This is a genomic window from Curtobacterium sp. A7_M15 (assembly GCF_030705415.1).
Lineage (GTDB): Bacteria > Actinomycetota > Actinomycetes > Actinomycetales > Microbacteriaceae > Curtobacterium.
In genome coordinates, this window is the sequence record NZ_JAUZED010000040.1 from 1 (window position 1) to 26,978 (window position 26,978).

Genomic DNA, 26,978 nt, shown 5'->3' on the forward strand with positions numbered 1-26,978 from the left:
GGGCGCCGCGCCCCGCCGCGGCCGCGCCCCTACGCCTCGCCAGCGGTCCCGTCGAGCGCCGCCGCACTCCCACCGATCGAGTCGATCACGGCGTCGAGCGGCGCCCCCGACCCGTCGCGCTTCGACAGCCAGTCCGGCAGCGTCCGGGCAGCACCGTCCGCCCCGACCGCGTGCGGGGGAGCGATGCCCGCCCACGCCACCGTCAGGCCGTCCTCGCCCTTGAGGAACGCGTGCGCCCGGACGCCCTGGGTCGCACGACCCTTCGCGGGGAACTCCGACAGCGCGGAGACCTTGGCGCGCCCGGTGTCCGTGCCGGGCAGCGCCGAGGACGATGCCGAGACGGTCGCGACCACGGCGTCGTCCGAGCGGGCGACGGAGCCGAACCAGATCGCCGAGGCACCCGCGGCGAGGGCCACACCGGCGACCCCACCGGCGGGGAGGCCCTGCGCACGGACACCGGCGGCCGGGAACCGCAGCAGCTGCGCGTTCGAGGTGATGAACACCAGGTCGTCCGACTCGGGCGCCTGCGCCGCCCCGACGACCGCGTCGCCGGGCTTCAGGCCGATCGCGGGGAACTCGGGCTTGTCCGGCCAGGCTCCGGCGACGACGCGCTTCACGACGCCCTGCACGGTGCCGATCGCGAGCGAGTCCGACGAGGCGCCGGAGAGGTCGACGAGGGCGACCACGGTCTCGCCTCGAGCGATGCCGAGGAAGTCCGTCACCCGGACGCCGGCGTCGAGCCGCACCGCGGCCGGGGGCACAGCGGGGACGTCGACGGGGGAGAGCCGGATGATCCGGCCGGTCGAGGTGAGCGCACCGACCTGCCCGCGGACCGAACTGACCACGGACGACCGGACGGCGTCGTGCTTGGACCGCTTCGGCACCCGGACGATGCCGAGCTCGGACGTCGGGATGTCGACGCGGATCAGCCGTCCGGTGGTCGAGAGCAACACGCGGCACGGCGAGTCGGCGATCTGCAGCGACTCGGGGTCGACCGCGGCCTTGCGTCCGCCGCGCACGGGGGCGTCGGCCTCGGTGAGGAGGGTGCGGCGGGGCGTGGCGAACCGGTCGGACACCTCGGTGAGCTCGAGGGCGACCTGGGCGCGCAGCCGCTCGTCGGAGGCCAGGAGCTCTTCGAGCGCGGCGATGTCGGCGAGCAGCTGGTCCCGCTCGCCCTCGAGTTCGAGCCGCGAGAACTTCGTCAGGCGCCGCAGCCGGAGTTCGAGGATGTACTCCGCCTGCACCTCGGACAGGTCGAAGACGGTCTGCAACCGGGAGCGCGCGGCCTCGGAGTCGTCCGAGGAGCGGATGACCTCGATGACCTCGTCGATGTCGAGGATCGCGATGAGCAGGCCCTCGACGAGGTGGAGTCGCTCGCGGCGCCGGGCGAGCCGGTACTCCGACCGGCGGGTGACGACCGCGAGCCGGTGCTGCACGTAGACGTCGAGCAGGTCCCGCAGGCCGAGCGTCTTGGGCGACCCGCCGACCAGGGCGACGTTGTTGATGCCGAAGCCGTCCTCGAGCGGGGTGTGCTTGTAGAGCTGTTCGAGCACGGCGGTGGGGTTGAACCCGGACTTGATGCCGATGACGAGCCGGAGCCCGTGGTTGCGGTCGGTCAGGTCGTTCACGTCGGAGATGCCGACGAGCTTCTTCGACTGGACGCCGTCCTTGATCTTCTCGATCACGCGCTCGGGTCCGACCAGGTAGGGCAGCTCGGTGACGACGAGGCCGACCTTGCGCGGCGTGAGGTTCTCGACGCTCACCTTCGCCCGGGTCCGGAACGAGCCGCGCCCGCTGGCGTAGGCATCGCGGACGCCGGAGAGCCCGACGATCGTCCCGCCCGAGGGCAGGTCGGGGCCGGGCACGAACTCCATCAGCTCGTCCAACGTCGCGGACGGGTTCATGAGCAGGTGCTTCGCCGCCTCGACGACCTCGCCGAGGTTGTGCGGCGCCATGTTCGTCGCCATGCCCACCGCGATGCCCGACGCGCCGTTGACGAGCAGGTTCGGGAACGCGGCCGGCAGCACGCCCGGCTGCATGATCTGGTTGTCGTAGTTCGGCACGAAGTCGACGACGTCCTCGCCGAGGCCCTCGGTCATCGCCATCGACGGTTCGGCGAGCCGCGCCTCGGTGTAGCGGGCCGCCGCGGGCCCGTCGTCGAGCGAGCCGAAGTTGCCGTGCCCGTCGATCAGCGGCACGCGCATCGTGAACGGCTGCGCCATGCGCACGAGGGCGTCGTAGATCGCGCCGTCGCCGTGCGGGTGCAGCTTGCCCATCACCTCGCCGGTGACGCGGGCGCTCTTCACGTGGCCGCGATCGGGCCGGAGTCCCATCTCGGACATCTGGTAGAGGATGCGCCGCTGCACGGGCTTGAGGCCGTCGCGTGCGTCGGGGAGCGCCCGTGAGTAGATGACGGAGTACGCGTACTCGAGGAAGGAGCCCTGCATCTCCTCGGAGACGTCGACGTCCTCGATGCGTTCACCGTCGGGCAGGCCGACTGCTTCCGTGCGTGCCATGGCACCCTTCTGCGAGACCTCGCGAAGCCACGAGGAGACTGCCGTCATTCCGGGCCTGACCGGCCTAAAACTTCTTCTAGCCGTGCTGAACCCAGTGCCTAGGCTACTGGAGAAATGGCACGCGCCATGGCACGACAGGCCTCAGATGGCGTCCATCCAGACCGCATCGAAGGTCAGGTCATAGCCGTTGCCGCCGCTGTTCAGCGTGTCAGCCCCACGGTTGCGCTGGAGGCCGTGGACGCGGAGGACGTCGCCAGCGTTGAGCGGGACCATGAGACGGACAGCCGTAGCGGACGGGCTGACGTCTGCGTCGATGTTCGGTGCCGACCACTCCGCCTTGGCAACCACGTTCTGGTCAGCGGTCGCGCTGTTGCGGTTGACCTGCACGGCCACCGTCACGAAGTCGTTGACGTAGCAGTGCATGGTGGCAGCGACCATGTAGTAACCGGCGCGGGGGACCGTGAGCGCTCCGCCGTCCCAGACGAACCCTCCGACGTTCTTCGTCTTGCTGTTCCACGCTCCGGCATTCATCGACGTCCAGTTGCCGGACACCATCGTCTGGCCGTTCGTGGAGCGCGTGGCAGCGAACTTCGGCACGTTGAGGGCTGCCGCCTCCAGCGCGGTCGCGCGTGCCATGACAGCGGCGATTTCGTCGCCGCGCTGGTTGAGTGCGAGGTCGATGTCCTTGCGGAGCAAGTTGTCCCCGTACGTGGTCAGTCCTGCCGCTCCAGCGGCGTCTCCTACAGCCATTGCTCTACCAATCTCCAATGGTTCCGGTCTGGTTGATGGTCTCGTTGTCCGGCCCGTACCCGATGGAGCCGACCGGGAGTCCGATGACGCCCTTCGTCACGACTTCCATCTCGTCGTTGCCGAAGTCCCACGTCACGGCATCGACGTAGCCCGACTGCACGCCTCCGTCCACGGTGGTGATGACGGCTTCCTGTCCGGGCCGGACTGCGTAGTCGGTCAGGCCGGTCACCTGGAACTGGCGCTGACGCAGCGCGAGTCGGCTCAGCATGTAGGCCGCTCGACCGGGGCCGGGATAGGGCCGCTCGATGGTGTCGGGCACGTAGGGCTTCGTGTAGACCGCTGGCGCTGCGATGTCCTGCGCGGTGCGCTCTCGACCCAGCACGTCGGTCCAGGCGTAGTTGAGGACCACTGCGTCAGCGAAGAGCGGGAGGCCGTCCGTCTGGGTCGCCGTGCGGCTCATCAAGTCGGTGGCCTGGAGCAAGTTGAAGCCGTAGGCCAGACGCGCCTGACCGGCAACCCGGTACTCGTTGTTCGCCAACTTCCACGCGCCGTCGATGTCCTGAAAGAGCCGGAGGCCCACGGCCTCAGTCAGGTCCTTCAGGAAGCGCATGCCTCCGGTCCCGGGCTGCCAGATGAGGGCATCCGGTTCGCGCTCCAGAACCGGCGTGCGGGTGCTGCTGGACAGTTGCGTGGTGTCGTCCCAGACATAGGAGTAGTCGGCGGTGTTCGGGGTGTCCCCGTCGAAGTACTCCATCGGCTGACCGTTGGTGTCCAGGCCGTCGCCCTCCACGAGGAAGAGGCCATCGATGTTGATGCGATTGTCTGCGGAGTTAGTCGCACCGCAGATGATCCGGACGAAGCAGTTCTCGGCGTTCCACGGGACGCGGAAGGTCATGCTCACGCGCTGCTGCAAGTTGGCGGTGTTCGGGACCTGAGCGGACCGCTGGAGGTACTGCGTGCCGTTGACGGTGCATCCGAACTGCAACTTGCGCGCATCGACGGACAGCGTGCCGGACTGCGGCGTGCCAGCCAGGTACCAATATCCGCTGTACGTGTAGGTCTGCCCGGGGGTCAATGGGACCGGGAGCGTCACGTACGAAGACACAGACGTCGTGTTCGGCGTCAGGCGGAGCGAGTACGAACCGAACTTCTGGCGAACCGTGTCCAGGGTCGCGGTGACGCCGGAGAGCGTCCACAGCCCGTTGGGCAGCGCCGTTTCGAATGATCCGTTCGGGATCAAGTTCTTGACCTCGGTGAAGGTCTTGACGGGTACGTCCGTGCCGGACACCACGGTGGCGGTGGTCGTCTTCGCCAGCGACTTCGTGAGCACTGCGTTCACGATGCTCAGGAGCGAGGTCTGCTGCGGGCCGTAGTTGATGGCGGTCGCGGGGGACCAGTCCTCCACGAAGGCTTCGTCATTCACGAGGTTGATGCCGACTTCGCCGGTCTCCACTACCAACTGGCGGGCCTGCACGTTGAGCGTGGCCGTGAGGCTCTTGCCTCCGCTGGAGAGGTTGAGCCGTACCTTCGCGCCGGAGCCGATGAGGTTCAGCACGGTCAGCCCTGGGTGGGCGATGGTGATGTCACCACCCATGAAAGGGCTGATGCTCTCGTCCAAGTCACAGCGGCCCTGCACGACGTTGAGCGGGTACGTCGTGGAGCCGGTGGCCGGGATGAGGGTGGCAGCGACGGAGAGCGTGGAGACAATCACGACTGGACCTCCATGTACCCAAACGTCACGACCCAGCGGCGGCTGTCCTGCGAGTCAGGAGCCATCTGGATGGCGTCCGTGGCGACGAACTGCATGGCCGTGGTGAGGGTGTCCGTGTCGCTGAAGGTGAGCACGGCGGTTCCTCGGAGCATCGTGAAGAAGTCGGCTGCATCCAACTCGCTGGTGAAGAGCGCGCTCATGGTGCCCGTGCGAGGTCCAGCGGGCTGGAGCGTGATGGCGGGCCATGGCGTCCCCAGGACGTCGTGGACGATGTGCCGGGACTGCGACGACGCGGCCCACTGCGTGACCAGGACCGGCTGGATGTTCGGCAGTTCGCCGGTCGTCGGGCTGGAGCCGTCGAAGTAGGACGTGTCAGTCCCGCTGATGAGAAGCACGTCATCGATGTACAGGAGGTCAGAGGCTGCTACGCCACCGTTGGACTGGAACTGGACGCGGAGCGACACAGCGCCAGCGGGAGCGTTGTAGGTGCTGCTGATCTGAGCCCATTCGGTGGCGTAGCGGATCGTGGTGGCGGATGCGCTCGGCTGACCGATGGGCACCCCGTTGGCGTCGTACGCCCAGAGGGTGACGCGGTACTCGCGAGAGAGGTCAGCCGGAACCTTGACCCAGAGCGACAACGTGTAGGAATCGCCCTCGCTGATGGCGGGCTGACTCGACAGGCTCATCCCTGCGTTACCCGAAGAGGTCGGGGTCATCCGGAGAGCGGCGCTTCCGGAGTGCGCCTCCGTCGTAACGCGGGTGAGCGTGCTCTGGAGGGGTGACCAGCCCGTGGTGTTGGTCTCGAAGTTCGGGTTGGTGATGAGGTTCCGGCGAACCTCTACGCCGTCCTTGCGCTCGACCGACTGGGAGGCGTTTGCCGTGCCCAGCCATGCGTGCGTCAGCGCGTGGATCGGCTGGTTGCTGGTGAAGGTGCTGCTCATTACGGCGTCCCCATTCCCTGGCGACGACCGCCCTGGTTGTCCTCGTAGACCTTGATGTGAACTTCGCGCTGGCGAGTTGCTTCGGCCATCTGCCGGTTGAAGGCGTCCAGGTCAGGCACGAGGGTCACACCCTTCGTGGCGTTGCCCTGAGCGTTGAGATTCGACTGGAGGCCGGTCCCGAAGTTCGATGCGCTGGTGCTTCCCAGGCCATCCCAGATGCGCGCCAACTCCGACTTCTTGGCGTCGGGTGCCTTCACGAAGGCATCGATGAGCGGAGCCGCGTCAGGCCCCAGCTGCTCCAGGTAGCGGATGGCCTCATCGTGTCCGGACTTGCCCAGTTCGCCCGTGGCCGTCGCCATGTTCTGCGAGTAGGCCTCCAACTGCGAAACGGTGTCGGAGGTCTTCTGGATGTACCGGTCCAGGTTGAAGACACCATCGTCGGTGAACCCCTGCTGCGCGTCACCGGCCTCCTGGAAGGCAGAAGCGAGTGAGTCGCCGTAGGCCTCTACGGCTTCGGCGTTGGCCTGGAGCGCGATGCCTCCGGCGTCGGCGTAATTCTTCTGCTCCTGAGCGGCTTCCTTGGCTGCCTTCTTCGCGTCCCGGAGGTAGCCAAGTGTCTGGTCCAGCGCCTTCGTGCGGTTGTTCGCACTCGACCCCAGAGCGTCGTCAGCCTCCAACTGAGCCTGACCCGACTGCTGCCACTCGTTCTTCTGCCGGACGATGGACTTGATCTGCTCATCGATCTCGTCGGTGTGCCCAGCGGCTGCGCGAGCAAGGTCCTTGTAGGACGTGCCGCTTCGGTCGGCTGCCTGCCGGAGGTCCTTCAGCGAGGTCACGGAACCGTCCGTGGCCGTCGCCATCTCCTTCAACTCCTCAGCGATGTAGCCCAGCGAAGCGCTGCCCGTGCGGCCTGTCTCGATGAGGTCGGTCGCGAGGTCGGACACCTTCTGGCGGAAGGCCTCAGCGTCCTCCTGCGCCTGCCCGATGGCAGCACCGATGAGACCGACTCCAGCGGCGGAGGCTGCACCAGCGGCCAGACCGATCGGTCCCAGGTCAGCGACGACGCCACCCAGCGTCCCCTGCACGAGGTCCACGCTGGACTGGATGTCACCAGTGAACGAAGACGCGACTTCCGACAGGTTGGCCTTCGCCTCATCGCGGAACGTAGCGACAGACTCCCCAGCCTCCTGGGTGCCCTTCTTCATGTCCCGGGAGATGTTGGTCCCCAGGCCCCCACCGCCATCGGTGCGGCCAATGTCCTTGACCGACTGCTTGAAGGTGCGCTCCAGGTCCTTGACCGACTGCTCGGCCTTCTCGGTGCCCTGGTCGATGCCCTTCGCGAGGTCCTGCCCAGCCTCGCGAGACTGGCGCTGCGAGTCGCGTGCGAGGTCATCCAGAGAGTCACCGATGGCCTCGATGGCGTTGCCCGCCTTCTTGGCTTCACGGACTGCCTCGGAGGCGTTGGCACCAATTGGGATCTTAATTGCCATTGGTCAGCCCTCCTTTCCCTCGGCGGCTTCTGCGATGGTTCGAACGGTGGTCTGCACCCACAGCGCGGCTGCGCGCGGGATCATCTCGGCTGCGGCTCCATAGACCGGGCCAGAGCGGCGGCGGGCCGGGAGCATTGCCTGGGTGCGGCGGGTGACGGTGAAGGACTTCCCCTTGCTGGAGCGGGCCTGGTAGGAGACACGCTTCTGGCGGTCACCGCCGAACTCGACGCCCGCATACATCAACTTCGGGTCGAAGCCTCGGGTCAGTCGTCGGCCCACCGTCGCGGCCTTCAGCGTGATGCCGGAGGAGGACACAGACGTCCGGGCAGTGTTGCCCAGCGCCACGACTTCCAACCGGGTGTGCGACCGGCCACGGACGGCCTCAGTCCACGCCGGAGCCAAGTCGCTCTGCGTGTACTTCCGGATGTTCTTCGCGATGCGCTGATCGACAGCCCGAAGAGCGATGACCACGGACCGCAGTTCATCGATCTTCGGGATGTCGAGGGTCAGCATCAGGAGGCCGCGCTGAGGACCGGCTTGCCGTCCACGGGCAGGTCCGCCGTCGCCGTGCCGTACTCCGTCGATGCGCCACCCACCTGACCGGGAGCGAGCGTGACGGTTGCAGTGAAGGTCGGCTGACCCGAACCGGGCTGCGGCGTGAAGGTAGCCTCCACCTGCTCACCCTCGTGCTCGTAGAGGTAGCGGCTCAGGCCATCGTCGGACCAGTCCTGACCGAAGGCGATGGTGCAGGTCCAGTCGGAAGGGTTCGTGTCCTTCAGCGTGTTGCCCGCGCCAAAGCCGGTCCAGGTCACCGTGGTGATGTTCGGCGTGAAAACCACGCTCGACAACTGCGCGGTGTAGTCGGTGTTCGCCAACTTCAGCGTGGCGTTCTTCAGGGATGCGATTGCCATGGGTCTAGTCCTCGTGCTCGTAGGGAACGGTGAACGTGATCGTCCAGCCGAAGAACTGGGGGGTCTCTGCGGGATAGGCGACCGGCTCAGCGCCGGTCCAGTTGAGGGAGTCGATGGTGTCCAGCGCCGCGATGGCCTCCAGGACCTCATCGTCAAGCGAGTCCCAGACGCGGGCCGGGTCCTTGCTTGGGTCAAGAACGGTGGCCTCAAAGGTGATCTGGTACGTCTTCGCGGGAGCCTGAGGGAAGCGCTCGACGCCGGTCGCGTGGATCATCACGATGGTCTGAGTCAGAGCGTCGAAGGACGTCAGGTAGGGCACCACGCGCCAGTTCTTCGGAAGGACTGGCGTGATGGCGTCTACCACCTGCTGGCGTGCGCTGGTCATCAGAAGAACCCCCCAACGGCCCGCTGCGGACGGAGCAGGTTCTTGACCTGCCAGTCCATAGGGAAGGCCGTAACCGTGAGGCCGTTGGCTCCGAACTGGTCCTGGTTGGTGTGTCCGGCGTTCCACAGAGCGCGGGTCTGCATGGCCTGCGCCTGTCGGTAGCGGAGCGGCACGGGGCCGCTGAGGGCCGGAGCAAAGGTCTCGCACTGGTCCTTTGCCGACTGCATCAGGACGAACAACTGCGCATCGTCCAGCGGTGCGTCACGCCACTCGTCCCGGAGGGAGTCGATGGTGTGCCAGCCGTCTTCCTGCTCGACGGGGATGCCGTACGGCGGGAAGTGCTCCGTCTTGCCTTCGGTGGTCGTCAGGTCCACCCGAAGCATCCACAGACCCGGCTTGTCCAGGAGTGAGCCCTTCGGCCAGGTGACGTGGACTTCCTCCTGGAAGTTGGTGATGGACGCCGTGAGGCCGTCGTGCGAGACGCCCTCTGGATCGATGAGGGTGGCGGTCGTGCTCTCGAAGAGGGCGAAGTCCCACGACATCTCCGGTGGCAGCACGGTGACGTGCACCGGGCTGTCTCCGACGTAGTAACGAGTCATGAGCCTCCGCCCTCCTCTCAGAACTTCTCTTGGCTAGTGGGTCAGCCAGCGGTGTACGGGTTGACCAGCACGAGCGCGTCAGCCTTGTTGACCAGGACGCCGGCGTAGCCGAAGAGGCCCGTGTCGATACCACCGCGCGCCACGTCCAGCGCCTCGACGCGGACGGGAGCACCGGGCAGTTCGTAGACCGTTGCGGCCTCACGAGCACCCACGAGGACCTGCCCCGGAGCCAACTTGTCGGTGGCCTGGATGCTGAAGGACTCCAGCGCGCCGTCCTCTTCCGTGAGGTTGAGGGAGGCGTTCAGGTAGCCCAGGACGTCCTGCTGCGGGGTCTTCGCCATCTGCTTCCACAGCGAGGTCTCCACGAGCGCGAAGGTCGGCGTGGCGTTGGCTGCCTTGACCTCAGCGGCACCATCGATGACAGCGGAGAAGCCAGCACCGATGGAGAGGCCCGCGGGGTTGTCGGCGGTGGCTGCGGTCGCGGCGTCCAGGACCTCAGTCAGAACGATGTCCTCATCAGCCCACTGCGCGTAGGACTCGGCCATCGCCTTGTAGTAGGCGTCGAAGAAGGACCAGTCACCGAAGGCGCGGAGGTCACGGAACTCGCGGGCCACGTCGTGCGCACCAGCCCACAGTTCGGCGTCAGCGGTCACGGGGACCAACTTGGGGCTGTTCGACGGGACGTTGGACTTGTTACCCGCCCACGTACCACCCTGCGGCTTCACGTCCCACTTGAAGCCCTTGAACTGCTTGGCAGTGAGGTCAGCGTGAGAGAAGAGCGGAAGGAACTTCTGGCGGTAGTCGTTGCCCTGCCAGACTTCGCCCACCCACTGCGGGAGCGCGATGCCGGTGGTCAGGCCACCCGTGCCGTCGAACTTGACGTCCGACAGAGCGGCGAAGAGCGAACCCTGGCTGGTCACCGTCTCGTCCAGCGATGCCATGAGGGTCTGGTCGCGGAGTGTACCCGCGCTGCGAGCGGACATGATGGCGAAGGCCTGACCCTTGGAGAGGCCCTTCTTCTCGGTGGGGGCCGCTGCGTTCAGCGTCCCAGGGACGGTTGCGTTCGGCACTTCGGCCTCCTGGTTGTTGGTGGTGTCTTCCGGCTGAGCCGGGGTGGTGACCGCGACGGTGGTCGTCGTGGTGGTCTCGGTGGTCGTCCCGTCTGCGGCGGTCTCGACCTTCTTGGTGGTCACTGTCTTGATGGCGTTGCCCTGCTCATCCACGGAGGTCTCTTCCGTGGTGGTGGCGTCCTGCTCATCAGGGGTGATCGGCTCCACGTCCTCCGGCAGTTCGCCAGCGTCAGCGGCCATCAGGGTCGCGCCGGGGAAGGCCCCCTTCGTCACGACAGCGGCACCGAAGATGCGACCGGCCAGCGCCTTCCCAGCGCGGAGCACGATGCCCTTTGCCTCCACGCTGAGGTTGGTGCGGGTGCCGTTCCGGAAGTCGTTGAGCGCCTGGTCCCCGTCCTCGGTGTCAGCGAAGCGGAAGGTGCCGTGGATGCCGTCCGACTGCTCAGCCAGGAGCGTGGCCCGACCGATGGGGGACTCGTGGTCGTGCTGCACGTTGAGCGTGACCACAGACGGGTCCTTGGGGAGCGTGAAGGCTCCGGCCTCCACGGTGAACTGGCCCAGGTTCGTGTTGCCCTGGACGCCAAACGGGACCAGGAGGCCGGAGATAGTCCGGTCGTCAGCGGACGCCTGGAGCGTGCCCGCCTCGATGAGTACGTCAGTCATGTGGTCAGTCCTCCGTGGGAGCGCCGGTCGGGGTGGGGAGTTGCGCGTACAACTCGGAGAGGTCGAAGCGGACGCGCTGGCCCTGAGGCACGACGTCATCCAGGGACAGACGCGCTTCAATCGGGGCGGTGTACATCGGCAGGGCCTCGACGTAGAACCGGTCACGCTCTCCGGACTTGTTCTCGTACGTCAGAGACGCCTGGACGGTGGTGGCGTTCATCAGCGACGACGGGATACCGACGTAGGAGCCGATGTCGATACGGACCGCGTTACGGGCCTGGAGCGAGAAGTCCGTCTCCTGCCCGCCCAGGACCTCCATGTCCAGCCCTGGTGGCAGGAAGGTGATGGTGCCGTTCCGGCTGCGCCGGTTGCGGGCCGTGTCCTCCATCAGGGTCTGCACTTCCTCCTGGTCCAGAGGCGCGCTTTCGTCCTTCTGCTTGAAGACGATGGAGGGGTTCGGGATCGCGGCCTTCACAGCGACACCACGCTCGATGTCGGCTGCCTCGCGAATCTTCTGAGAGCCGACGTCCAAGAGCGGATCGACCAGACCGGGGATGTAGATGACGGAGCGCGCATCGACCGGCTTCTCATCCACGAGGACAACGCCGTCCGTGATGGTGAAGCGGTCCGGTCCAATCCGCTCGATGCTGAGCGGGAAGCCGTCGCTGCCCCGCTTCACGCCCAGGAGCGCACGTCCGTAGAAGATCAAGTCGTCCACGACCATGGTCAGCATCCACTGGACGGAGATGAGGTCCTGGTCCGTGCGGTAGGTCCAGGCGGGCTGATTGGTCAAGAGGCCGCGCTTATCCAGGACCTTCAGTGGCTGACGCCCGATGGTGGGAGCAAGGAGGTTCCGGGCCTGCGCTACAGCGGGCACCCGCATTGCCTCTGCGCGAGTCAGCGGGAATTCAACGTTCTCGAAGATGTCGCCCAGGACGATGCTGCTCAACTGAGTCTCAGTGAACGGAGACGCAATTCCCGTGATCGTCGGCTGGGTGTTCATCAGCCGGAATGCGTCTCGGATGCTCATACCCCCTACTATCGGATCGGGCGAGCGAAACTGAATTAGGCGACGACAGCGCGCAATCGCTTGACCACTGGTCGCTCATCGAATGCACGAAGAGCCATCGTCGCTGCCCATACCGGAGTGATGTCAGCACCTGCTGCTCCAGGCACCCACTTCCACGCCTTGTCGCCCATGTTCTGACGCGCTACCTGCATGAAGGACTCGGTAAGTCCGGCCTGCCCGAAGTGGAGGACATGGCCGTCTTCGTACTCGCGGAGAAGCGTGGCGCATGACGGAGCGATGGCCTTATACGCAACGGGGACCAGGCGTGCCTTCGGGATAAGTCGTCCGCGCTCCAGTTCTTCACGCACGGAGGCAATGGCTCCGATGTCGTTGAGGCCCACGGCTGCGTTGTGCTTCTTGCTGAGCGCGGCGATGCGCGCCTTCACCCACGAGGAGCCAGAGCGGTGCTCCACAAGGTTGAAGAAGATGTCGTCACCTTCGCGCCAGGCGGCGACGATGGCAGCCGTGGAACCGTTCCGGCTGACGTCAAATCCGAACGCCGCGTTGTCTGGCAAGGCCTTGGGAACCTCACGCTCAGAGGCGGTCCACTTGGCGCTGTCGAAGACGCTGACGCTGTAGTCCTCCGGCCAGAGGCCCAGGTACTCCATGGCCCACTCGGGGTCAGCGAAGGCCTCACGGCGAGACCGCATCTTCTCCAGCGTCGTCAGCGTGCCGATGCCGGGGTGCGCGGACAGCCAGACGTCCTCATCGTTGATCTGCTCATACGTCGTGTCCGGGTGGGCTGCGTACTCCAGGATCGCGACACCAGCACCGCCCTTCCGTCCCGTTTCCAGGGTGTCCCAGAACCAGCCGGAGCGGTTCTTGCCAGCGGTGCCGGACAGGATCAACTGCGCATCGTCTCGGGTGTCCATGAGAGGCAGCGCACCGGCCTTCAGGTCCGCGCTCTTCTCTGCATCGAACTCCTGCGCCTCATCGAACCAGACGACATCAGCGGCACCACCGCGAAGCGCCTTCGCCTCCGGGGTGTTGAGGAACTTGAAGACGCTGCCATTGCGGAACGCCCACTGGAGCGACCCAGCCTGACGACGCGGCTTGAACGGCCACGCGGATTCTTCAATGAAGCCCAGGCCCGCGTCAATGTCGCCCAGCCAGTCGCGCATGAACTCGGCAGTCTTCGTGCCGCTCTGCGCGGAGAAGGTCACCTTGTACTGAGGGATACGGAGGCACCGTCCCAGGAGGACAGCGAGAATACTGGTGGACTTACTCGACCGGCGCGGTTCTTCAATGACCACAGTCTCTTCGCCACTGTTGATGACGTCAGCGGTCATCAACTGCTGCGGGTGGACATTCGAGATGCCCAGCAACTCCAAACCGGCGAGAAGATCGTCCCGCTTCTGTTCATCATCGGAGAGATTCGAGACGTTCAGCGGAGGAACATGACTGTCTCGCTTCTCATCCCACCCTCCGGGGAGGAAATCCTGGAGACGGCGAGCGAGAGGTGTAACGCCGTTCTCAAAAGACTCGGAGTTGTCCGACTCGTTGACTTCGTTCGTGTTGTTCACCATGGCATCGCTCCCTTCTGCTCGGCCTTCTTCTTCGCGTTCGTGATGCGTGCACCGTCACGTCCACCGGCTGCCCTGTTGCAGGACTTGTGCGCTGGCCGGATCAAGTTGTCGGGATACGGCTTGCCCTTCGGCCACTGAGCCAGAGGCACGATGTGGTCTGCCTCCCATGCATCAGTGGGGAGCACTGGTCGTGGGCACCGTGCACAGGGCTGAGGCAGGGTGCGTGCGATGCGAGCGCGGTGTTTGCGGCTGCCCCCGTTGACCCACTGCCGGTGGTGCTCACTCATGTCGTGTGGCCCACTTCAGACGGGTGACGTCCTCCCACGAGGGGATGAGCCAGTCCATCTGCTCCGGGTGCTTCAGCCGGGAATCGACTCCGTTGCCGAACCAGAGGTCCATGTCCCATCGATGCGCCATCAGGCGCTCGAACTCGTCCACGGCTCTAGGACTTCTTCTTGGCCTGCGCCTGCTCGACCAGTGGCTTGACCGGCTCAGGCTGCACGGGTGCGGGCTGCGGCTCATCGCCCTCCACGACGCGGTGCCAGCGGGGGAGCACGAGGTCCAGGGCCGTGAAGCCGAACGGGATCGTGGCGTCCGTGATGAAGGCGACGGCCTTGCCGAAGGCCTTGTTCACGGCTGCTGCCTCTTCGTCGGTCAGCGGTACTGCGTGACGCTCACTCATCGGTGGTCTCCTCGTGGTCGGTGGTGTCGATGACGATGGGCTGGCCCAACTCGCGAAGCGCGTCTGCCAGGTCAGCGAGGTCCACGGTGCGGCGGAAGGTGCCCATCAGAGGTCCACCGCCTGCATGCGGGACAGGAAGGCAGCGAACGGCTCCTGGTCGTCCTCGCGGATCATCCAGGCCTCAGCGGGCTGCTGACGCTGCTCCTCGCTGGCGTAGATGTACGCGAGGACGTAGCGGTCGCGCTGGTCTGCCGTGAGGGCTGAGATGGCCGTGGAGAGGCCAGCCGGGATGAAACCCAACTTCTCCTGGACCATGGCCGTGAAGGCCTGCGACATGCCTGCCATCAGGACGCGTCCTCGAAGCCGAAGGTGAGGTTCAGGTCACGCTTGTCCGAGTCAGTCCACTCGATGGAATCCAGGTACTCAGCGAAGTTGTCCAAGCGGCGCGACAGTTCTTCATCTGCGGTCACCTTGTCCAGCATCTCGGAGTGGACGTACGGCACGAATCGCTTACTCATCGGTGCTGACCTGCCTTCCGCGCCATCTGCTGGCGCTCTGCGATAACCTCGGCCAGCGTCTGCCATGCGTGAGCCTCTGCACGCTCCAGACGAATGTGACCCGGGGTAAGTGCATTCAGGATGCGCTGGAACATCTTCTGACTCCTTCTTGGCTGGTGAGGCCCTGCGCCTCTAGGACCTACTATCGGCGCGAGACGTGGAAACTAGAGCGGGCATGAAGAACGCCCCCCGGCGTAAGGTCCAGGGGGCGTTCGCTCCAGCCAAGGAGCGTTCTTATCCTATCGGTTTTCGCGCTTCAGTTTCTCGATTTCCGCTGCCATCCAGTCGGCAACTGGCTGGAGTCTGATCTTCTCTTCATGGCTCATCTGTGCGACTCGTTCACGTGCTCCACGGACGTACTCTGCACGCTGCTCAGGCGTCATCTGCATTCCGGCTCCTCTGTTCGGGTCAGAAGAAGTTCTGACAATTCGGACGCTACATCCGAACACCGACACCGGGCAATAGTGTCGGCAGATTTTGGTGAGGGTGCCTCAGTGTGCTGGTATGAACTGCACAAACTAAGGTGCTGGAGCGCACAAACTAAGGTGCGGACAGTGGCAGGATGTCGTCCAGGTACTCGGTCAACTCGGCTGTGACTTCGGCACGGGCCTGCTCCAGCATCGCTTCATGCCGCTCGAAGAAGCGAGCGTCACTCTGCGTGCGGGCAGACACCCAGAACGGGCGGTCAACGGGGATGACGTCCAGTGGCTCCATGGGCCGTTCTACGGCCTCGGGTGCCGGAGCCTCAACGGCTGCCTTCGCCTGCCTGCGGAGATTGTCGATAGTGCCCGTGCTCTTGCAGCCCAGGGCCTCAGCCTGCTGCTTCTTCGTCAGGCCCTCTGGGAGCGCCAGGAAGGCCTCCAACGTGTACTTAGGCCCACGGCGACTCTCGCGGCCTCCAGCGGCCCCACGGCGGCGCGCACGGGCACGTGCATCCTTGTCCCAGACCTCCAGCGCCCAGGCCGCTACTTCGTCCACCTTGCGGACCAGTCGGCTGTTGATGAGACGGTGCGTCTTGTCGGCCTTCACCATGGACTGGTCACTGAACTCGTCATGCACGATGTGCTGAGCGGCCTTGTGGTGCACGTAGAAGTAGAGAGCGTCACCCAACTGCTCCTGGCTCAGGAGACGGCCCCGGAGGGGCTTGCCAGCCTCATCCAGGACGTACTCCACGTTGTCGTTGAGCATGCGAAGAGCGACAGCATGCAAGTGCAGTCCAACGCGGTGGAGGTACGTGTCCATCGTCTTCGTCTTCCAACCTGTCGCAGGACGTGGGAAGCGTTCGGTCTTCTTGCCCTGAGTCCGGCGCTGGAGATTCAGCGAAGCCTGGTGGTCCAGTTCCGTTGCGAGGATGTCGTCCATGTCCTGCTGACCCTGTGCGGTATCCAGGTCAGTGGAGATGAACATGACCCCCCTGGGGTCATAGGTAATCTTGTGCAGTGCCACGATGCTTCTTTCCTTGCAGTTCAGACGTTGGTTGACAGCTTGACTGGTTCGAACTGAGTCCGTGGCGAAACTCCATCCAGAGCCTCGAATTCTCAGGTTCTCCGAAGGTGAAGAATAAGTTCTGAGTCCATGAGGGCAAGAAGATGGCCCCGGGAGAAGGAGTACCCCCGGGGCCGTGACCGCTTACAACGTCTGAATGCTGAAGCGATTCCCACTATACCCGATTTCCTGACTTGCGTGCGGCCTTTCGGTCCTGAATTGTGTTCCATGCTCGGGCCATCTGCTCTGCGTAGCGGAAGTCACTCCCAAACGCTGCGGTTGCCTCCGCCTCTAATGACCTCCAGCGGTCCTGAGGGTGCTTCTGCGGCGCTGGAATGGGCTTGGGGATATCCACGGGCACTGACGGCTTCTTGCGGCCTCTCGCGGCGGATTTCGGCTTCGCGTTCCATGGGAGTCGGGGGTCATCCGGCTTGTACCAGATGCGCTCCGGCTGCTCGGTCAACGGGGAGTCGTCACGTAGGTGCAGCCGGACGTGTACGGGCACTCCCGTGGTGGCTCCGCCTTCTTCGGGTGACCGGGCACAAGGACCGTGATGAGGACCAGGAGGGCTGCCACGACTGCGACAGCGATGAGGAAGCGGGTGATGGTGAACTTCGTGGACATGAGGGTGCCTTTCAGAGCAGAGCGTCGGTGGCAGCCGCGACCTTCGCGTCCTGCTCGGCGGAAGAGTGGAGATAGCGAATCGCTGCGGAGGCCGTCGTGTGCCCACCGCGCGCCATGAGGTCCCGGAGACTGGCTACGCCCGACTGAGCGACCAACGTCAAGCCGATGTGCCTTGCGTCGTGCACGTGGAAGTTCGGCAGCCCAGCGGCCTCCCGTGCCTGCTCCCAGGCGTCCTGGATCGAACGAGGATTCATGCGGTGACCACGAGGGCCGTGGAACATCGCCTGCCAGCCCTGACCCTCGGTCGAGTCCAGGTGCGCCTCCAGTGCTGCACGGCCTGGAGCGAGCAAGCGCACCTTCTTCACTGCGCCCGTCTTGGTCGGTCCCAGCGAGCGTGGCCCGTGGCTGACGTACTGGCGTCGGACGTGGAGGATGCCCGTGGCCCGGTCATAGTCCTCACGGTTGATGCCACAGACCTCGCTGACGCGAAGGTGGGCGGCGAACATCGTCCACAAGGCTGGCCCCATGAAGAGGGGCATGTGCGCCACGACGGCGCGGAAGTCGTCCACGGTGAAGTCGGGCCTCTTAGTACTGACGTCCCGGCCCGCATTCTCGATGACGCAGGGGCTGGACTTGATGATCTGCCAGCGGACCGCGTACCTCATGATGTTCGCCATGACGAAGTAGGAGTTACGCCGGGACGGGGCCTTGTGCTTGAAGGCAGCCCACCAGCGGTCAACGTCGCCCACGGTGATGTCCGCGACGGCCATGCGCCCGAACGTGGGAAGCAACTGCGCTCGGAGGCTCTGCTGCCAGTTCCTGACGGTGCTGTCCCGGAGGTCACCGCGACGGTGCTCCAGGACGTTCTGCGCGTGCTCAGCGAACGTGAGACGGCCTTTCTCGACCTCGACGTGCTCACCACGGTCGATGTCGGTCTGGATGGCGGCCAGCGCCTTCCACGCCTCCTTCGCCGTAGCGAACGTGCCCGCGCTGACGTGCTTGCCGCCCTCCAGGAACCGCGCCTGAAAGCGGCCCGACTTCAACTTCCTGACGCTGCCGAACGTGCTCTTCTGCATCTCCTACCTCCGAACTGTTCTACGGAGGAGCGACCCGAAACCTCAGACCATTTGGCACGAAATGGCACGAGCGCTCCTGGACCAGCGAAGGCAGGAGAAGAAAGTCCCGGTCAGGACCCGGATGAAGCCAGGTGCAGAAGGAAGAGCACCCTTCTGCGAGACTGGGGGAGATGGGAACAAGCGTACCGACGGCCCCCGACGCCACCGCGAACCTCGCCGACGTCTTCCCGAGTTGCCTCGTCGCGCTCGGCGCTGCGGACGACACGTGGTTGCGTTCCACCGGACTGGAGGCGCGGATCACCCTCCGCCCCGCCCGTTCCGCGATCGTCGTGCTGGTCGACGGCCTCGGTGCCGACGCGCTCGCGGCGCGCGCCGGGCACGCACGCTGGCTCACCACGGGCAGGAAGCGACTGCGCAGCGGTTTCCCGACGACGACCGCGGCCGCGCTGAGCACGCTCACGACCGGACGGTCGCCCGGGACGCACGGCGTCGTCGGGTACAGCGGCTGGAACCCTGACACCGGGCGGGTGATGAACCTGCTGAGCGGTTGGGACGACGAGGTGCCGGCCGACTGGTTCCTCGCCCGCACGCTGTTCTCCGAGGCGCCGTCGCTCGGCGTCGACCCCGTGGTCGTGGGGCCCGCCCGCTACCGCTCGTCCGGGATGACCGCGAACGTCCTCGGCGGGGCGCGCTACGCGTCGGCCGACTCGATCCCGCAACGCGTGGACGCCGCCCTCGCCGAGACCACGACGGGTCGTTCGCTCGTGTACCTCTACGTCCCGGAGCTCGACTCGATCGGGCACAAGCACGGTTGGCAGTCCGACCGGTGGACCGCGGCGCTCGAACTGCTCGACGGGGAGCTCGCGCGCCTCGAGAGCCGCGCGGCCGCCGACGTCGGGATCGTCGTGACCGCCGACCACGGCGTCCTCGACGTCCCCGAGCACGCCAACATCGCGATCGACCCGCTCCTGCTGACCGACGTCGTCGGCGTCGCCGGCGATCCGCGCTGCCGTCAGTTCACGGTCGCCCCGGGGACCGACGTGCGCTCGCTCGTCGGGCGGTTCCGGGCGCGCTACGGCAAGAAGGCGTACGTGGCCAGCCGTGACGAGGCGATCGCCGCGGGATGGTTCGGTGCGGTCTCGGACGCGGTGGTCCCGCGCATCGGGGACGTCGTGCTCGTGGCGCGGGGCTCGTGGGCGTTCAACGACGACCGAGCGCTGCGCGACGGCGAGTCACCGAAGCGCATGGTCGGTCAGCACGGCGCGATGACCGACGAGGAGACGATGGTGCCGCTGCGGCTCGCCGGGGCGTTCGCGCAGTAGGCGGGGCCTCGCCGCGGATCAGGCGGGGTCGTCGTCCGGCCGCGTGCCGAAGACGATCTCGTCCCAGCTCGGCATCGAGCGGCGGTTCCGCTTCTTCCGCTCCTGGCGACCGGGTTCGCCCTCGGGTGCGGAGGTCGGACGGGCATCCGGCTGCGGCGCGGTGTCCGACGAGTCCTCGAAGCCCTGCAACGGGATGTCGACGACGCTGATCGAGGTCCGGCGTCCGTCGTCCTGCTGCTGTTCGCCGAACGCGGCGGCCTCGCGCTCACCGCGTCGGCGGCGGAGTGCCTCGAGCAGGTCGGCGGTCTCGTTGCCGGGGGCGCGCTCCTCCACCGCGGCACCGATCCGGGGCAGCGGGGCGCGGAGCGGTCGCTCCTGCACCTCGGGGTTGGTCACGTCCTCGTCGGGCTCGTCGACGCGGAACGCGCCCGAGTCGAACCGGGTGCCGTCGGTGTCCTGGTGGTCGTTCTCGACGGCACGGAGGCGCGGCGCGATGCCCTCGTCGTCGGTGTGCGAGAGCCGGTGCGCGTCCCCGTTGTCCGGCGTGAGCGTCGACGTCTTCGGGTCGAAGCGCCACTGCGCGTCGTGCTCGACCTCGGCGGCGGTGTAGTGCACGCGCACCTGCCAGCCGCCCTCGACGTGCTTCCACGAGGCCCAGGCGATGCCGGTGGCCTCGCCCGCCTCGAGCTTGGCGGTGATCGCCTCGCCGAAGGTGTCGGGGGACTCGTCGTCGACCGGGGTGACCGGCACGCGGTGCGCGGCGTCGAGGATGAAGGCACGCTCGGCGAGGACGGGGCCCTCGAAGCGCCGGACGTACTCGACGTCCACGTCGAGTGCCGCGGCGACCTCGGCTGCGTCGGCGCCGCCACGGATCCGCGCCTGCACGTCCTTGGGGGACACGCGCTTCTGCGGACCGGACTCGGGGTTCGCCTGCCGGACCTGACCGGGCAGCGACGAGGTGACGGGCAGCCGGAACTCGGTCCCGCCGTCGGTCGCGAGCAGGAGTGCCCCGGACTCCACCCCGATGACTCTCACGTCTTGCATGGTTCCGCCTTCCGAGCGTCGCGTACGGTCGTGCCTCGTACCCCGTGAGTATGCAGCCGTCCGGACCCGATCCCGCGGAGGCGCACGGGCGTGCCGTGGACTCCCGCACGAGCGTTTCCGGACACCGGGAATGGACGGGCGGGCAGACGGGTTGCAGCGCCAGAACGACCCGCCGGAACGTTCGGTTTGCGCTCTGGCGAGACGTGGTGCAAACTGTCGCCGCCGATCACCGGCGACGACCTCTCGATACGAGAAATGGATGGGCATGGCCACCGATTACGACGCCCCCCGGAAGACCGACGACAACTCCGACTCGGAGTCGATCGAGGCCCTCAAGGAGCGCGTTCCCGACAAGATGTCGGGGGTCGTCGACGATGATTCCGACAACCCCGGCAGCTTCGAGCTCGCCGGACAGGACCTCAGCGACGTCGACCTCGACGTCGTCGTGCTCCCGCCCCAGGTCGACGAGTTCACCTGCGTCGAGTGCTTCCTCGTGAAGCACCGCTCGCAGCTCGACCACGAGTCGAAGCTCGGCCCGGTCTGCGCGGAGTGCGCGGCGCTCTAGGGAACGCTCGATCATGAACGGCCCGTCACCTGCCCAGGTGACGGGCCGTTCTGTTCGCGGGACCTGCGGGCGGGAGGCGCGGGGCGGGGCCGACCCGCGCCTCCCGTCCGTCGCGGGTGTCCGGTCGTTCCCGGAACGTGCGCGATGGAAAGCGGGATCGCGCGTACCTGGTGGGAACTCTCCGGCAGGTTCGCGCGAAAAGGGCAAGTAGCCGCGGGGCTGGCCCGTCGCGACCACGAACGCGTGCGGGCTGTGGACGGGAGGCGCGGGGCAGGGCCGACCTGCGCCTCCTGCGAGTCGCGCGGTGCCCGGTCTTTCCCAGAACGTGCGCGATGGAAGGCGTGATCGTGCGTACCTGATGAGACGGTCCGGGCAGGTACGCGCTGAACGGGACGGTGCCGCGCGCGGAACGCGCAGGTCCGCGCGCGGACTCAGGAACGCAGCGCCGCGACCACGGCCGACGGGTTGCGGACGCTGACGAGCCAGTAGGGCGTCGGGTCCGCGGGGTCCTCCACCTCGACCTTGACGACACCGCGCACGTACCCGCGGAAGAGCGTCCATGCCCGCGCGTCGAGCTTCGGGCCGCGCTGCGTGGTGGCCTCCGCGCCCTCGAAGCCGGCGACCTCGCCGACGAGGGTCCGCGGCAGGTGTGCCCGGCCGGCGCGGAACTCGGTGTCGGTGACCTCGATCGTCGGGGCGAGCACCCAGAGCAGCACGAGCACGGCGAGGTACATGCCGACGGCCACGAGCACGCCGGCCAGGACGCTGATCGGCAGGAACACGAGGAGGCTGGCGGGGATGACGAGCGCCGTCGCCAGGTAGAGGACGGGCGGAGCCCACAGTCGTTCGCGGTACAGGGTCACGACACCATTCGACCACGACTCCGGGCAGGTCACGGAACGGTCACGGTCTGCACTACCCTCGACACGTGACCGAACCAGTCGACGTGCTCTGGACCGGGGAGAACGCTCCCGGATACGCCCACCCCGGTGACGCCGGTGCCGACCTCGTCTCGACCGAGGCGTTCGTGCTGCAGCCCGGCGAGCGTCGACTCGTGGGCACCGGCCTGAAGATCGCGCTGCCGGACGGGTACGCCGCCTTCGTGGTCCCGCGCAGCGGGCTCGCCGCCAAGCACGGCATCACGATCGTCAACGCCCCCGGCACGGTGGACGCCGGGTACCGCGGCGAGATCAAGGTCGCGCTGCTCAACACCGACCAGGCCGCCGCGCACGAGGTGCACGTCGGCGACCGCATCGCCCAGATGATCGTCATGCCGGTCCCGCGCGTGTCGTTCACCCGCGTCGACGAGCTGCCCGACAGCGTCCGCGGCCAGGGTGGGTTCGGCTCGTCGGGCTACGGTGACCGGAGCGGTGTCGTCAGCGGCGCCGCCGACGATGTTCAGGAAGGAACGCGCGCATGAAGTTCGGCCGACGCAAGCGTGACGAGGTCGAGGTGGCCGAGGCCGTCGTCGACGACGTCGAGGTCGCGGACACGACCCCCGAGGTCGACATCGCGACCGATGCCGACGCGGACCTCGACGAGGTGGACGCGGTCGCGCCGACCGACAAGTCCGCGCCCGAGGACCGCGCCGAGAGCGGCCCGCACGACGAGACCGAGGCGAACCTGGTCCGTCCGTACGTCGACCTCGGCGGCGTGAAGGTCCTCCCGCGCGAGGGGCTCCACCTCCGGCTCGAGGTGGAGGAGGGCTCGCAGCGCGTCGTCGCCGTCGGGCTCGACTACGACGAGTCCACGCTGCAGGTCCAGCCGTTCGCCGCACCCCGTTCGACAGGGCTCTGGCACGAGATCCGCGCGCAGATCGCCGAGCAGATCGAGCGCCAGGGTGGCGTCGTGACCGAGGTCGACGGTCCGTTCGGTCCCGAGCTCCGCGCCCAGGTCCCGGTCGTCTCCGACGGCACGGGCGTCACCGACGGTGCCCGCCCCGCGCGCTTCATCGGCGTCGACGGCCCGCGGTGGTTCCTGCGCGGCGTGATCGCCGGCAAGGCCGCCGAGCAGCCCGACGACGCGGCCGAGATCGAGGACCTGTTCCGCAGTGTCGTGGTGGTCCGCGGGACCACGCCGATGCCGCCGCGTGACCTCATCCCGCTGCACATGCCGAAGTCGACGCAGTCGGCCATCTGACGGCGAACGACCAGGACAGCCCAGGACAGAGCCCAGGAGGCACGGTGCCGGACCACGACGACACCTCCCGTCCCGACGCGGTCGCGCCCGAGGGCGCACCCGCACCCACGGGCGACGACGCGTCGACAGGGGTGCCGTCCTTCTCGGAGCAGCTCCGCGCCGCCGCGGCGGGCTCCGGACTCGGGAAGGTCGCACCGGGGGAGGCGCCGTCCGGGCACGCCCTCGTGCAGGCGATCGGCGGCGTCCGCGGGCTGGCCGAGTCGGTGCTGCCCGGGCTCGCCTTCCTCGTCGTCTACGCGATCACGAAGGCGGTCGTCCCGAGCGTCCTGATCCCGGTGGCGATCGGAGTCGTCTTCGTGGTGCTCCGTCTGCTGCAGCGGCAGTCGCTCGTGATGAGCCTCGCGGGCATCCTCGGCGTGGCGATCTCCGCCGGTCTCGCCCTCATCACCGGGCGGGCCGAGAGCAACTTCATCCCCGGGATCGTCATCAACGCCGTGTGGCTCGTCGGGCTGCTCGTGACGCTGGCGATCCGGCAGCCGCTCATCGGCCTGGTCGTCGGCTTCCTGCTCCCGCCGAACGAGGACGGCACACCCCAGGACTGGCGGCGGGACCCCGCGAAGCGTCGGGTGCTCACCGTGGCCACCTGGCTGTGGGTCGGGCTCTTCGCGCTCCGGCTCGTCATCGAGGTGCCGCTGTACCTGACCGCCCAGGTCGAACTGCTCGCCGGCATCAAGCTCATCACGGGTGTCCCGCTCTACGCCGCCCTGCTCTGGGTGACCTGGCTGCTCGTCCGGACGGTCTTCAAGCGCGAGGGTGACGCCGCCCGGGTGTAGAGTTGTCTCGACATCGAGATAATTCCCCGCGGCCCTTCCCGGGCCGACGGGTTTAGGTTTGCCTTGCTGGTGGGACGCCTCGCGCCCCGCTTGGATGGGGGCACACCGATCAACCAGGGAGGCGGCACAGTGGCTGCAGTCAACAGCTTCGGCTCGAAGGACACGCTGTCGGTTGGGGGTGTCGACTACGCGATCCACCGGATCGACACGGTGCCCGGGCACGAGAAGCTCCCGTACAGCCTGAAGGTGCTGCTCGAGAACCTCCTCCGCACCGAGGACGGCAAGAACGTCACCGAGGACCAGATCCGCGCTCTCGGCTCGTGGCAGCCCGACGCCGAGCCCGACACCGAAATCCAGTTCTCGCCGGCCCGCGTCGTCATGCAGGACTTCACCGGCGTGCCGTGCATCGTCGACCTCGCCACCATGCGCGAGGCGATGGCCGAGATCGGCGGCGACCCGAACAAGATCAACCCGCTGTCCCCGGCCGAGATGGTCATCGACCACTCCGTCATCGCCGACCTCTTCGGGCGCGAGGACGCACTGCAGCGCAACACCGACCTCGAGTACGAGCGCAACGGCGAGCGCTACCAGTTCCTCCGCTGGGGCCAGACCGCGTTCGAGGACTTCAAGGTGGTCCCGCCCGGAACGGGCATCGTGCACCAGGTCAACATCGAGTACCTGGCGAAGGTCACCTACACGCGTGACTCCGACGGCGAGACCTACGCCTACCCGGACACCCTCGTCGGCACCGACTCCCACACCACGATGGTGAACGGCCTCGGCGTGCTCGGCTGGGGCGTCGGCGGCATCGAGGCCGAGGCTGCGATGCTCGGGCAGCCCGTGTCGATGCTCATCCCGAAGGTCGTCGGGTTCAAGCTCTCGGGCGAGATCCCGGCCGGCGTGACCGCGACCGACGTGGTGCTCACCATCACGCAGGAGCTCCGCAAGCACGGCGTCGTGGGCAAGTTCGTCGAGTTCTACGGCGAGGGCGTCGCGGCGGTACCGCTCGCGAACCGTGCCACCATCGGCAACATGAGCCCCGAGTTCGGCTCGACGGCCGCGATCTTCCCGGTCGACGACGTCACGCTCGACTACCTCCGCCTGACCGGCCGCTCCGAGGAGCAGATCGCCCTCGTCGAGGCCTACTCCAAGACGCAGGGGCTCTGGCACGACCCGGCGGCCGAGCCGAACTACTCGGAGTACATGGAGCTCGACCTCTCCACCGTCGTCCCGTCGATCTCCGGCCCGAAGCGCCCGCAGGACCGCATCGAGCTGTCGAAGGCGAAGGACCAGTTCGAGGTCGACCTCGCCAACTACACCGAGCCCGCAGGGCAGACCGACCTCGACGACGCGGTGGAGGAGACCTTCCCGGCCTCCGACCCGATCGCCGCCGGATCGACCACGGGTGACATCACCACGCACCACCACGACTTCGTGTCGAGCGCACCGTCGCACGCCTCGCAGCCGACGAAGGTCGCGATGGACGGGGTCGACCCGTTCACGATCGACCACGGCGCCGTCGCGATCGCCGCGATCACGTCCTGCACCAACACGTCGAACCCGTCGGTGATGATGGCCGCCGGCATCCTCGCCCGGAACGCCGCGAAGAAGGGCCTCAAGGCGAAGCCGTGGGTCAAGACCACGCTCGCCCCCGGATCGAAGGTCGTCACCGACTACTACGAGAAGGCCGGGCTGACGACCTACCTCGAGGACCTCGGCTTCTACACGGTCGGCTACGGCTGCACCACCTGCATCGGCAACTCGGGCCCGCTCCCCGACGAGATCTCACAGGCCGTCCAGGACAACGACCTCGCCGTCACCGCGGTGCTGTCGGGCAACCGCAACTTCGAGGGCCGCATCAACCCCGACGTGAAGATGAACTACCTGGCGTCGCCGCCGCTGGTCATCGCGTACGCCCTCGCCGGGTCGATGCACTTCGACTTCGACAAGGACGCCCTCGGCAAGGACACGGACGGCAACGACGTCTTCCTGCAGGACATCTGGCCCGACGCGGCCGAGGTGCAGCAGGTCATCGACGACTCGATCGACACCGACATGTTCACCCACGAGTACGGCTCCGTGTTCGAGGGCGACGACCGCTGGAAGAACCTGCCGACCCCGACGGGCGACACCTTCGAGTGGGACACCGAGTCGACCTACGTCCGGAAGCCCCCGTACTTCGAGGGCATGACCATGCAGCCCGACGCGGTGTCGGACATCTCCGGTGCTCGCGTCCTCGCGAAGCTCGGCGACTCCGTCACGACCGACCACATCTCGCCGGCCGGTTCGATCAAGGCCGACAGCCCCGCGGGCAAGTACCTCGCCGAGCACGGCGTCGACCGCAAGGACTTCAACTCCTACGGCTCGCGTCGCGGCAACCACGAGGTCATGATCCGCGGCACGTTCGCGAACATCCGCCTCCGCAACCAGCTCCTCGAGGGCGTGGAGGGCGGCTACACCCGCGACTTCACGACGCCGGACGGTGCGCAGTCGTTCATCTACGACGCCTCGCAGCACTACCAGGAGCAGGGCATCCCGCTCGTCATCTTCGGCGGCAAGGAGTACGGCTCCGGCTCGTCGCGCGACTGGGCGGCGAAGGGCACGAACCTGCTCGGTGTCCGCGCGGTCATCACCGAGAGCTTCGAGCGAATCCACCGCTCCAACCTCATCGGCATGGGTGTCGTCCCGCTGCAGTTCCCCGCCGGCGAGTCGGTCGAGTCGCTCGGACTCGACGGCACCGAGGTCGTCTCGATCTCCGGCCTGACCGAGCTGAACGAGGGCCGCACGCCCAAGACGGTGCACGTCACGGCCGCGCCGAGCGAGCACTCGCCCGCCGGCAAGGAGACGATCGAGTTCGACGCCGTGGTCCGCATCGACACCCCGGGCGAGGCGGACTACTACCGCAACGGCGGCATCCTGCAGTACGTGCTGCGGTCGCTCGTCTGACGCACCACCTGACGGACAGGAGGCGCGGGGGCCGCGGGGCCCCCCCCGGCACGCCCACGGGGGGGGGGGCGGCA

At 67.1% G+C, this 26,978-nt stretch carries 29 protein-coding genes; 6 read left to right on the forward strand and 23 right to left on the reverse strand.

Annotated elements, in window-relative coordinates; all coding sequences use genetic code 11:
• Positions 1-29 precede the first annotated feature (29 nt).
• The 21 genes from Q7F20_RS09210 to Q7F20_RS09305 form a co-directional block, all read right to left on the reverse strand.
• Positions 30-2,516: a DNA topoisomerase (ATP-hydrolyzing) subunit A gene (locus Q7F20_RS09210; protein WP_305739798.1), complete on the reverse strand. Its 2,487-nt coding sequence runs from the start codon at positions 2,514-2,516 to the stop codon at positions 30-32.
• Between the two features lie 141 nt (positions 2,517-2,657).
• Positions 2,658-3,266, reverse strand: a complete 609-nt coding sequence (locus tag Q7F20_RS09215) for a hypothetical protein (RefSeq protein WP_305739799.1) — start codon at positions 3,264-3,266, stop codon at positions 2,658-2,660.
• A 4-nt stretch (positions 3,267-3,270) separates the two neighbouring features.
• A complete protein-coding gene (locus Q7F20_RS09220) occupies positions 3,271-4,884 on the reverse strand; it encodes a hypothetical protein (protein WP_305739800.1) in 1,614 nt (537 codons plus the stop codon).
• Between the two features lie 89 nt (positions 4,885-4,973).
• On the reverse strand, positions 4,974-5,918 hold the full coding sequence (locus Q7F20_RS09225) for a carbohydrate binding domain-containing protein (protein WP_305739801.1): 945 nt from the start codon (positions 5,916-5,918) through the stop codon (positions 4,974-4,976).
• On the reverse strand, positions 5,918-7,408 hold the full coding sequence (locus Q7F20_RS09230) for a hypothetical protein (RefSeq protein WP_305739802.1): 1,491 nt from the start codon (positions 7,406-7,408) through the stop codon (positions 5,918-5,920). Before Q7F20_RS09230 ends, Q7F20_RS09225 begins: the two co-directional genes overlap by 1 nt.
• 3 nt (positions 7,409-7,411) lie before the next feature.
• The gene (locus Q7F20_RS09235) at positions 7,412-7,921 is read right to left on the reverse strand and encodes a hypothetical protein (protein ID WP_305739803.1); all 510 of its coding nucleotides are present in this window, start codon (positions 7,919-7,921) and stop codon (positions 7,412-7,414) included.
• Complete coding sequence (locus tag Q7F20_RS09240; RefSeq protein WP_305739804.1) at positions 7,921-8,319, reverse strand: hypothetical protein; 399 nt, start codon at positions 8,317-8,319, stop codon at positions 7,921-7,923. Before Q7F20_RS09240 ends, Q7F20_RS09235 begins: the two co-directional genes overlap by 1 nt.
• 4 nt (positions 8,320-8,323) lie before the next feature.
• Entirely contained in the window at positions 8,324-8,704 is a 381-nt protein-coding gene (locus tag Q7F20_RS09245; protein ID WP_305739805.1) for a hypothetical protein, read from the reverse strand.
• Positions 8,704-9,303: a hypothetical protein gene (locus Q7F20_RS09250; protein WP_305739806.1), complete on the reverse strand. Its 600-nt coding sequence runs from the start codon at positions 9,301-9,303 to the stop codon at positions 8,704-8,706. The genes Q7F20_RS09245 and Q7F20_RS09250 overlap by 1 nt, the downstream gene beginning before the upstream one ends.
• 41 nt (positions 9,304-9,344) lie before the next feature.
• The gene (locus tag Q7F20_RS09255; RefSeq protein ID WP_305739807.1) at positions 9,345-11,036 is read right to left on the reverse strand and encodes a hypothetical protein; all 1,692 of its coding nucleotides are present in this window, start codon (positions 11,034-11,036) and stop codon (positions 9,345-9,347) included.
• Between the two features lie 4 nt (positions 11,037-11,040).
• On the reverse strand, positions 11,041-12,066 hold the full coding sequence (locus Q7F20_RS09260; RefSeq protein WP_305739808.1) for a phage portal protein: 1,026 nt from the start codon (positions 12,064-12,066) through the stop codon (positions 11,041-11,043).
• A 35-nt stretch (positions 12,067-12,101) separates the two neighbouring features.
• Complete coding sequence (locus tag Q7F20_RS09265; protein ID WP_305739809.1) at positions 12,102-13,631, reverse strand: terminase large subunit; 1,530 nt, start codon at positions 13,629-13,631, stop codon at positions 12,102-12,104.
• A complete protein-coding gene (locus Q7F20_RS18685; protein ID WP_370871650.1) occupies positions 13,625-13,918 on the reverse strand; it encodes an HNH endonuclease signature motif containing protein in 294 nt (97 codons plus the stop codon). Before Q7F20_RS18685 ends, Q7F20_RS09265 begins: the two co-directional genes overlap by 7 nt.
• Positions 13,911-14,069 carry a hypothetical protein gene (locus Q7F20_RS09270; protein ID WP_305739810.1) on the reverse strand — a complete coding sequence of 53 codons (159 nt, stop codon included), beginning with the start codon at positions 14,067-14,069 and terminating at the stop codon, positions 13,911-13,913. Before Q7F20_RS09270 ends, Q7F20_RS18685 begins: the two co-directional genes overlap by 8 nt.
• 4 nt (positions 14,070-14,073) lie before the next feature.
• Positions 14,074-14,313 (reverse strand): hypothetical protein, encoded by a 240-nt coding sequence (locus tag Q7F20_RS09275; protein ID WP_305739811.1) that lies wholly within the window; start codon positions 14,311-14,313, stop codon positions 14,074-14,076.
• Positions 14,314-14,418: 105 nt separating this feature from the next.
• Positions 14,419-14,658, reverse strand: a complete 240-nt coding sequence (locus Q7F20_RS09280; RefSeq protein WP_305739812.1) for a hypothetical protein — start codon at positions 14,656-14,658, stop codon at positions 14,419-14,421.
• Positions 14,658-14,831, reverse strand: coding sequence for a hypothetical protein (locus tag Q7F20_RS09285; RefSeq protein ID WP_305739813.1), 174 nt, complete (start codon positions 14,829-14,831; stop codon positions 14,658-14,660). Before Q7F20_RS09285 ends, Q7F20_RS09280 begins: the two co-directional genes overlap by 1 nt.
• Complete coding sequence (locus Q7F20_RS09290) at positions 14,828-14,965, reverse strand: hypothetical protein (RefSeq protein ID WP_305739814.1); 138 nt, start codon at positions 14,963-14,965, stop codon at positions 14,828-14,830. Before Q7F20_RS09290 ends, Q7F20_RS09285 begins: the two co-directional genes overlap by 4 nt.
• A gap of 445 nt (positions 14,966-15,410) precedes the next feature.
• Entirely contained in the window at positions 15,411-16,316 is a 906-nt protein-coding gene (locus Q7F20_RS09295) for a hypothetical protein (protein ID WP_305739815.1), read from the reverse strand.
• A gap of 498 nt (positions 16,317-16,814) precedes the next feature.
• Entirely contained in the window at positions 16,815-16,979 is a 165-nt protein-coding gene (locus tag Q7F20_RS09300; protein ID WP_305739816.1) for a hypothetical protein, read from the reverse strand.
• A gap of 11 nt (positions 16,980-16,990) precedes the next feature.
• Positions 16,991-18,055, reverse strand: a complete 1,065-nt coding sequence (locus Q7F20_RS09305) for a site-specific integrase (RefSeq protein ID WP_305739817.1) — start codon at positions 18,053-18,055, stop codon at positions 16,991-16,993.
• A 170-nt stretch (positions 18,056-18,225) separates the two neighbouring features.
• On the opposite strand from Q7F20_RS09305, the gene Q7F20_RS09310 reads away from it, so the two are divergent.
• On the forward strand, positions 18,226-19,377 hold the full coding sequence (locus Q7F20_RS09310) for an alkaline phosphatase family protein (protein ID WP_305739818.1): 1,152 nt from the start codon (positions 18,226-18,228) through the stop codon (positions 19,375-19,377).
• Positions 19,378-19,395: 18 nt separating this feature from the next.
• On the opposite strand, the gene sepH is transcribed toward Q7F20_RS09310, so the two are convergent.
• On the reverse strand, positions 19,396-20,421 hold the full coding sequence (gene sepH / locus Q7F20_RS09315; protein ID WP_305739819.1) for a septation protein SepH: 1,026 nt from the start codon (positions 20,419-20,421) through the stop codon (positions 19,396-19,398).
• Between the two features lie 265 nt (positions 20,422-20,686).
• Here sepH and Q7F20_RS09320 point away from each other — a divergent pair, with 265 nt between their 5' ends.
• A complete protein-coding gene (locus Q7F20_RS09320) occupies positions 20,687-20,986 on the forward strand; it encodes a DUF4193 domain-containing protein (protein ID WP_031263038.1) in 300 nt (99 codons plus the stop codon).
• A gap of 431 nt (positions 20,987-21,417) precedes the next feature.
• On the opposite strand, the gene Q7F20_RS09325 is transcribed toward Q7F20_RS09320, so the two are convergent.
• The gene (locus Q7F20_RS09325) at positions 21,418-21,849 is read right to left on the reverse strand and encodes a DUF3093 domain-containing protein (protein WP_305739820.1); all 432 of its coding nucleotides are present in this window, start codon (positions 21,847-21,849) and stop codon (positions 21,418-21,420) included.
• A gap of 65 nt (positions 21,850-21,914) precedes the next feature.
• Here Q7F20_RS09325 and dut point away from each other — a divergent pair, with 65 nt between their 5' ends.
• The 4 genes from dut to acnA all read left to right on the forward strand — a co-directional run bounded on the left by dut (position 21,915) and on the right by acnA (position 26,904).
• Positions 21,915-22,406 (forward strand): dUTP diphosphatase, encoded by a 492-nt coding sequence (dut, locus tag Q7F20_RS09330; RefSeq protein ID WP_305739821.1) that lies wholly within the window; start codon positions 21,915-21,917, stop codon positions 22,404-22,406.
• The gene (locus tag Q7F20_RS09335) at positions 22,403-23,125 is read left to right on the forward strand and encodes a DUF3710 domain-containing protein (RefSeq protein ID WP_305739822.1); all 723 of its coding nucleotides are present in this window, start codon (positions 22,403-22,405) and stop codon (positions 23,123-23,125) included. Before dut ends, Q7F20_RS09335 begins: the two co-directional genes overlap by 4 nt.
• 44 nt (positions 23,126-23,169) lie before the next feature.
• Complete coding sequence (locus Q7F20_RS09340) at positions 23,170-23,958, forward strand: DUF3159 domain-containing protein (protein WP_305739823.1); 789 nt, start codon at positions 23,170-23,172, stop codon at positions 23,956-23,958.
• Positions 23,959-24,087: 129 nt separating this feature from the next.
• Positions 24,088-26,904, forward strand: coding sequence for an aconitate hydratase AcnA (acnA, locus tag Q7F20_RS09345; RefSeq protein WP_305739824.1), 2,817 nt, complete (start codon positions 24,088-24,090; stop codon positions 26,902-26,904).
• The last annotated feature ends 74 nt before the right edge of the window (positions 26,905-26,978 follow it).

What these genes read in the sequence shown, in the direction of transcription:
- Q7F20_RS09210 (WP_305739798.1), bottom strand. Translation starts at nt 2,516, where the DNA reads ATGGCACGCACGGAAGCAGTCGGCCTGCCCGACGGTGAACGCATCGAG.
- Q7F20_RS09215 (WP_305739799.1), bottom strand. Translation starts at nt 3,266, where the DNA reads ATGGCTGTAGGAGACGCCGCTGGAGCGGCAGGACTGACCACGTACGGG.
- Q7F20_RS09225 (WP_305739801.1), bottom strand. Translation starts at nt 5,918, where the DNA reads ATGAGCAGCACCTTCACCAGCAACCAGCCGATCCACGCGCTGACGCAC.
- Q7F20_RS09230 (WP_305739802.1), bottom strand. Translation starts at nt 7,408, where the DNA reads ATGGCAATTAAGATCCCAATTGGTGCCAACGCCTCCGAGGCAGTCCGT.
- Q7F20_RS09235 (WP_305739803.1), bottom strand. Translation starts at nt 7,921, where the DNA reads ATGCTGACCCTCGACATCCCGAAGATCGATGAACTGCGGTCCGTGGTC.
- Q7F20_RS09240 (WP_305739804.1), bottom strand. Translation starts at nt 8,319, where the DNA reads ATGGCAATCGCATCCCTGAAGAACGCCACGCTGAAGTTGGCGAACACC.
- Q7F20_RS09245 (WP_305739805.1), bottom strand. Translation starts at nt 8,704, where the DNA reads ATGACCAGCGCACGCCAGCAGGTGGTAGACGCCATCACGCCAGTCCTT.
- Q7F20_RS09250 (WP_305739806.1), bottom strand. Translation starts at nt 9,303, where the DNA reads ATGACTCGTTACTACGTCGGAGACAGCCCGGTGCACGTCACCGTGCTG.
- Q7F20_RS09255 (WP_305739807.1), bottom strand. Translation starts at nt 11,036, where the DNA reads ATGACTGACGTACTCATCGAGGCGGGCACGCTCCAGGCGTCCGCTGAC.
- Q7F20_RS09260 (WP_305739808.1), bottom strand. Translation starts at nt 12,066, where the DNA reads ATGAGCATCCGAGACGCATTCCGGCTGATGAACACCCAGCCGACGATC.
- Q7F20_RS09265 (WP_305739809.1), bottom strand. Translation starts at nt 13,631, where the DNA reads ATGGTGAACAACACGAACGAAGTCAACGAGTCGGACAACTCCGAGTCT.
- Q7F20_RS18685 (WP_370871650.1), bottom strand. Translation starts at nt 13,918, where the DNA reads ATGAGTGAGCACCACCGGCAGTGGGTCAACGGGGGCAGCCGCAAACAC.
- Q7F20_RS09275 (WP_305739811.1), bottom strand. Translation starts at nt 14,313, where the DNA reads ATGAGTGAGCGTCACGCAGTACCGCTGACCGACGAAGAGGCAGCAGCC.
- Q7F20_RS09280 (WP_305739812.1), bottom strand. Translation starts at nt 14,658, where the DNA reads ATGGCAGGCATGTCGCAGGCCTTCACGGCCATGGTCCAGGAGAAGTTG.
- Q7F20_RS09285 (WP_305739813.1), bottom strand. Translation starts at nt 14,831, where the DNA reads ATGAGTAAGCGATTCGTGCCGTACGTCCACTCCGAGATGCTGGACAAG.
- Q7F20_RS09290 (WP_305739814.1), bottom strand. Translation starts at nt 14,965, where the DNA reads ATGTTCCAGCGCATCCTGAATGCACTTACCCCGGGTCACATTCGTCTG.
- Q7F20_RS09300 (WP_305739816.1), bottom strand. Translation starts at nt 16,979, where the DNA reads ATGTCCACGAAGTTCACCATCACCCGCTTCCTCATCGCTGTCGCAGTC.
- Q7F20_RS09305 (WP_305739817.1), bottom strand. Translation starts at nt 18,055, where the DNA reads ATGCAGAAGAGCACGTTCGGCAGCGTCAGGAAGTTGAAGTCGGGCCGC.
- Q7F20_RS09310 (WP_305739818.1), top strand. Translation starts at nt 18,226, where the DNA reads ATGGGAACAAGCGTACCGACGGCCCCCGACGCCACCGCGAACCTCGCC.
- sepH (WP_305739819.1), bottom strand. Translation starts at nt 20,421, where the DNA reads ATGCAAGACGTGAGAGTCATCGGGGTGGAGTCCGGGGCACTCCTGCTC.
- Q7F20_RS09320 (WP_031263038.1), top strand. Translation starts at nt 20,687, where the DNA reads ATGGCCACCGATTACGACGCCCCCCGGAAGACCGACGACAACTCCGAC.
- Q7F20_RS09335 (WP_305739822.1), top strand. Translation starts at nt 22,403, where the DNA reads ATGAAGTTCGGCCGACGCAAGCGTGACGAGGTCGAGGTGGCCGAGGCC.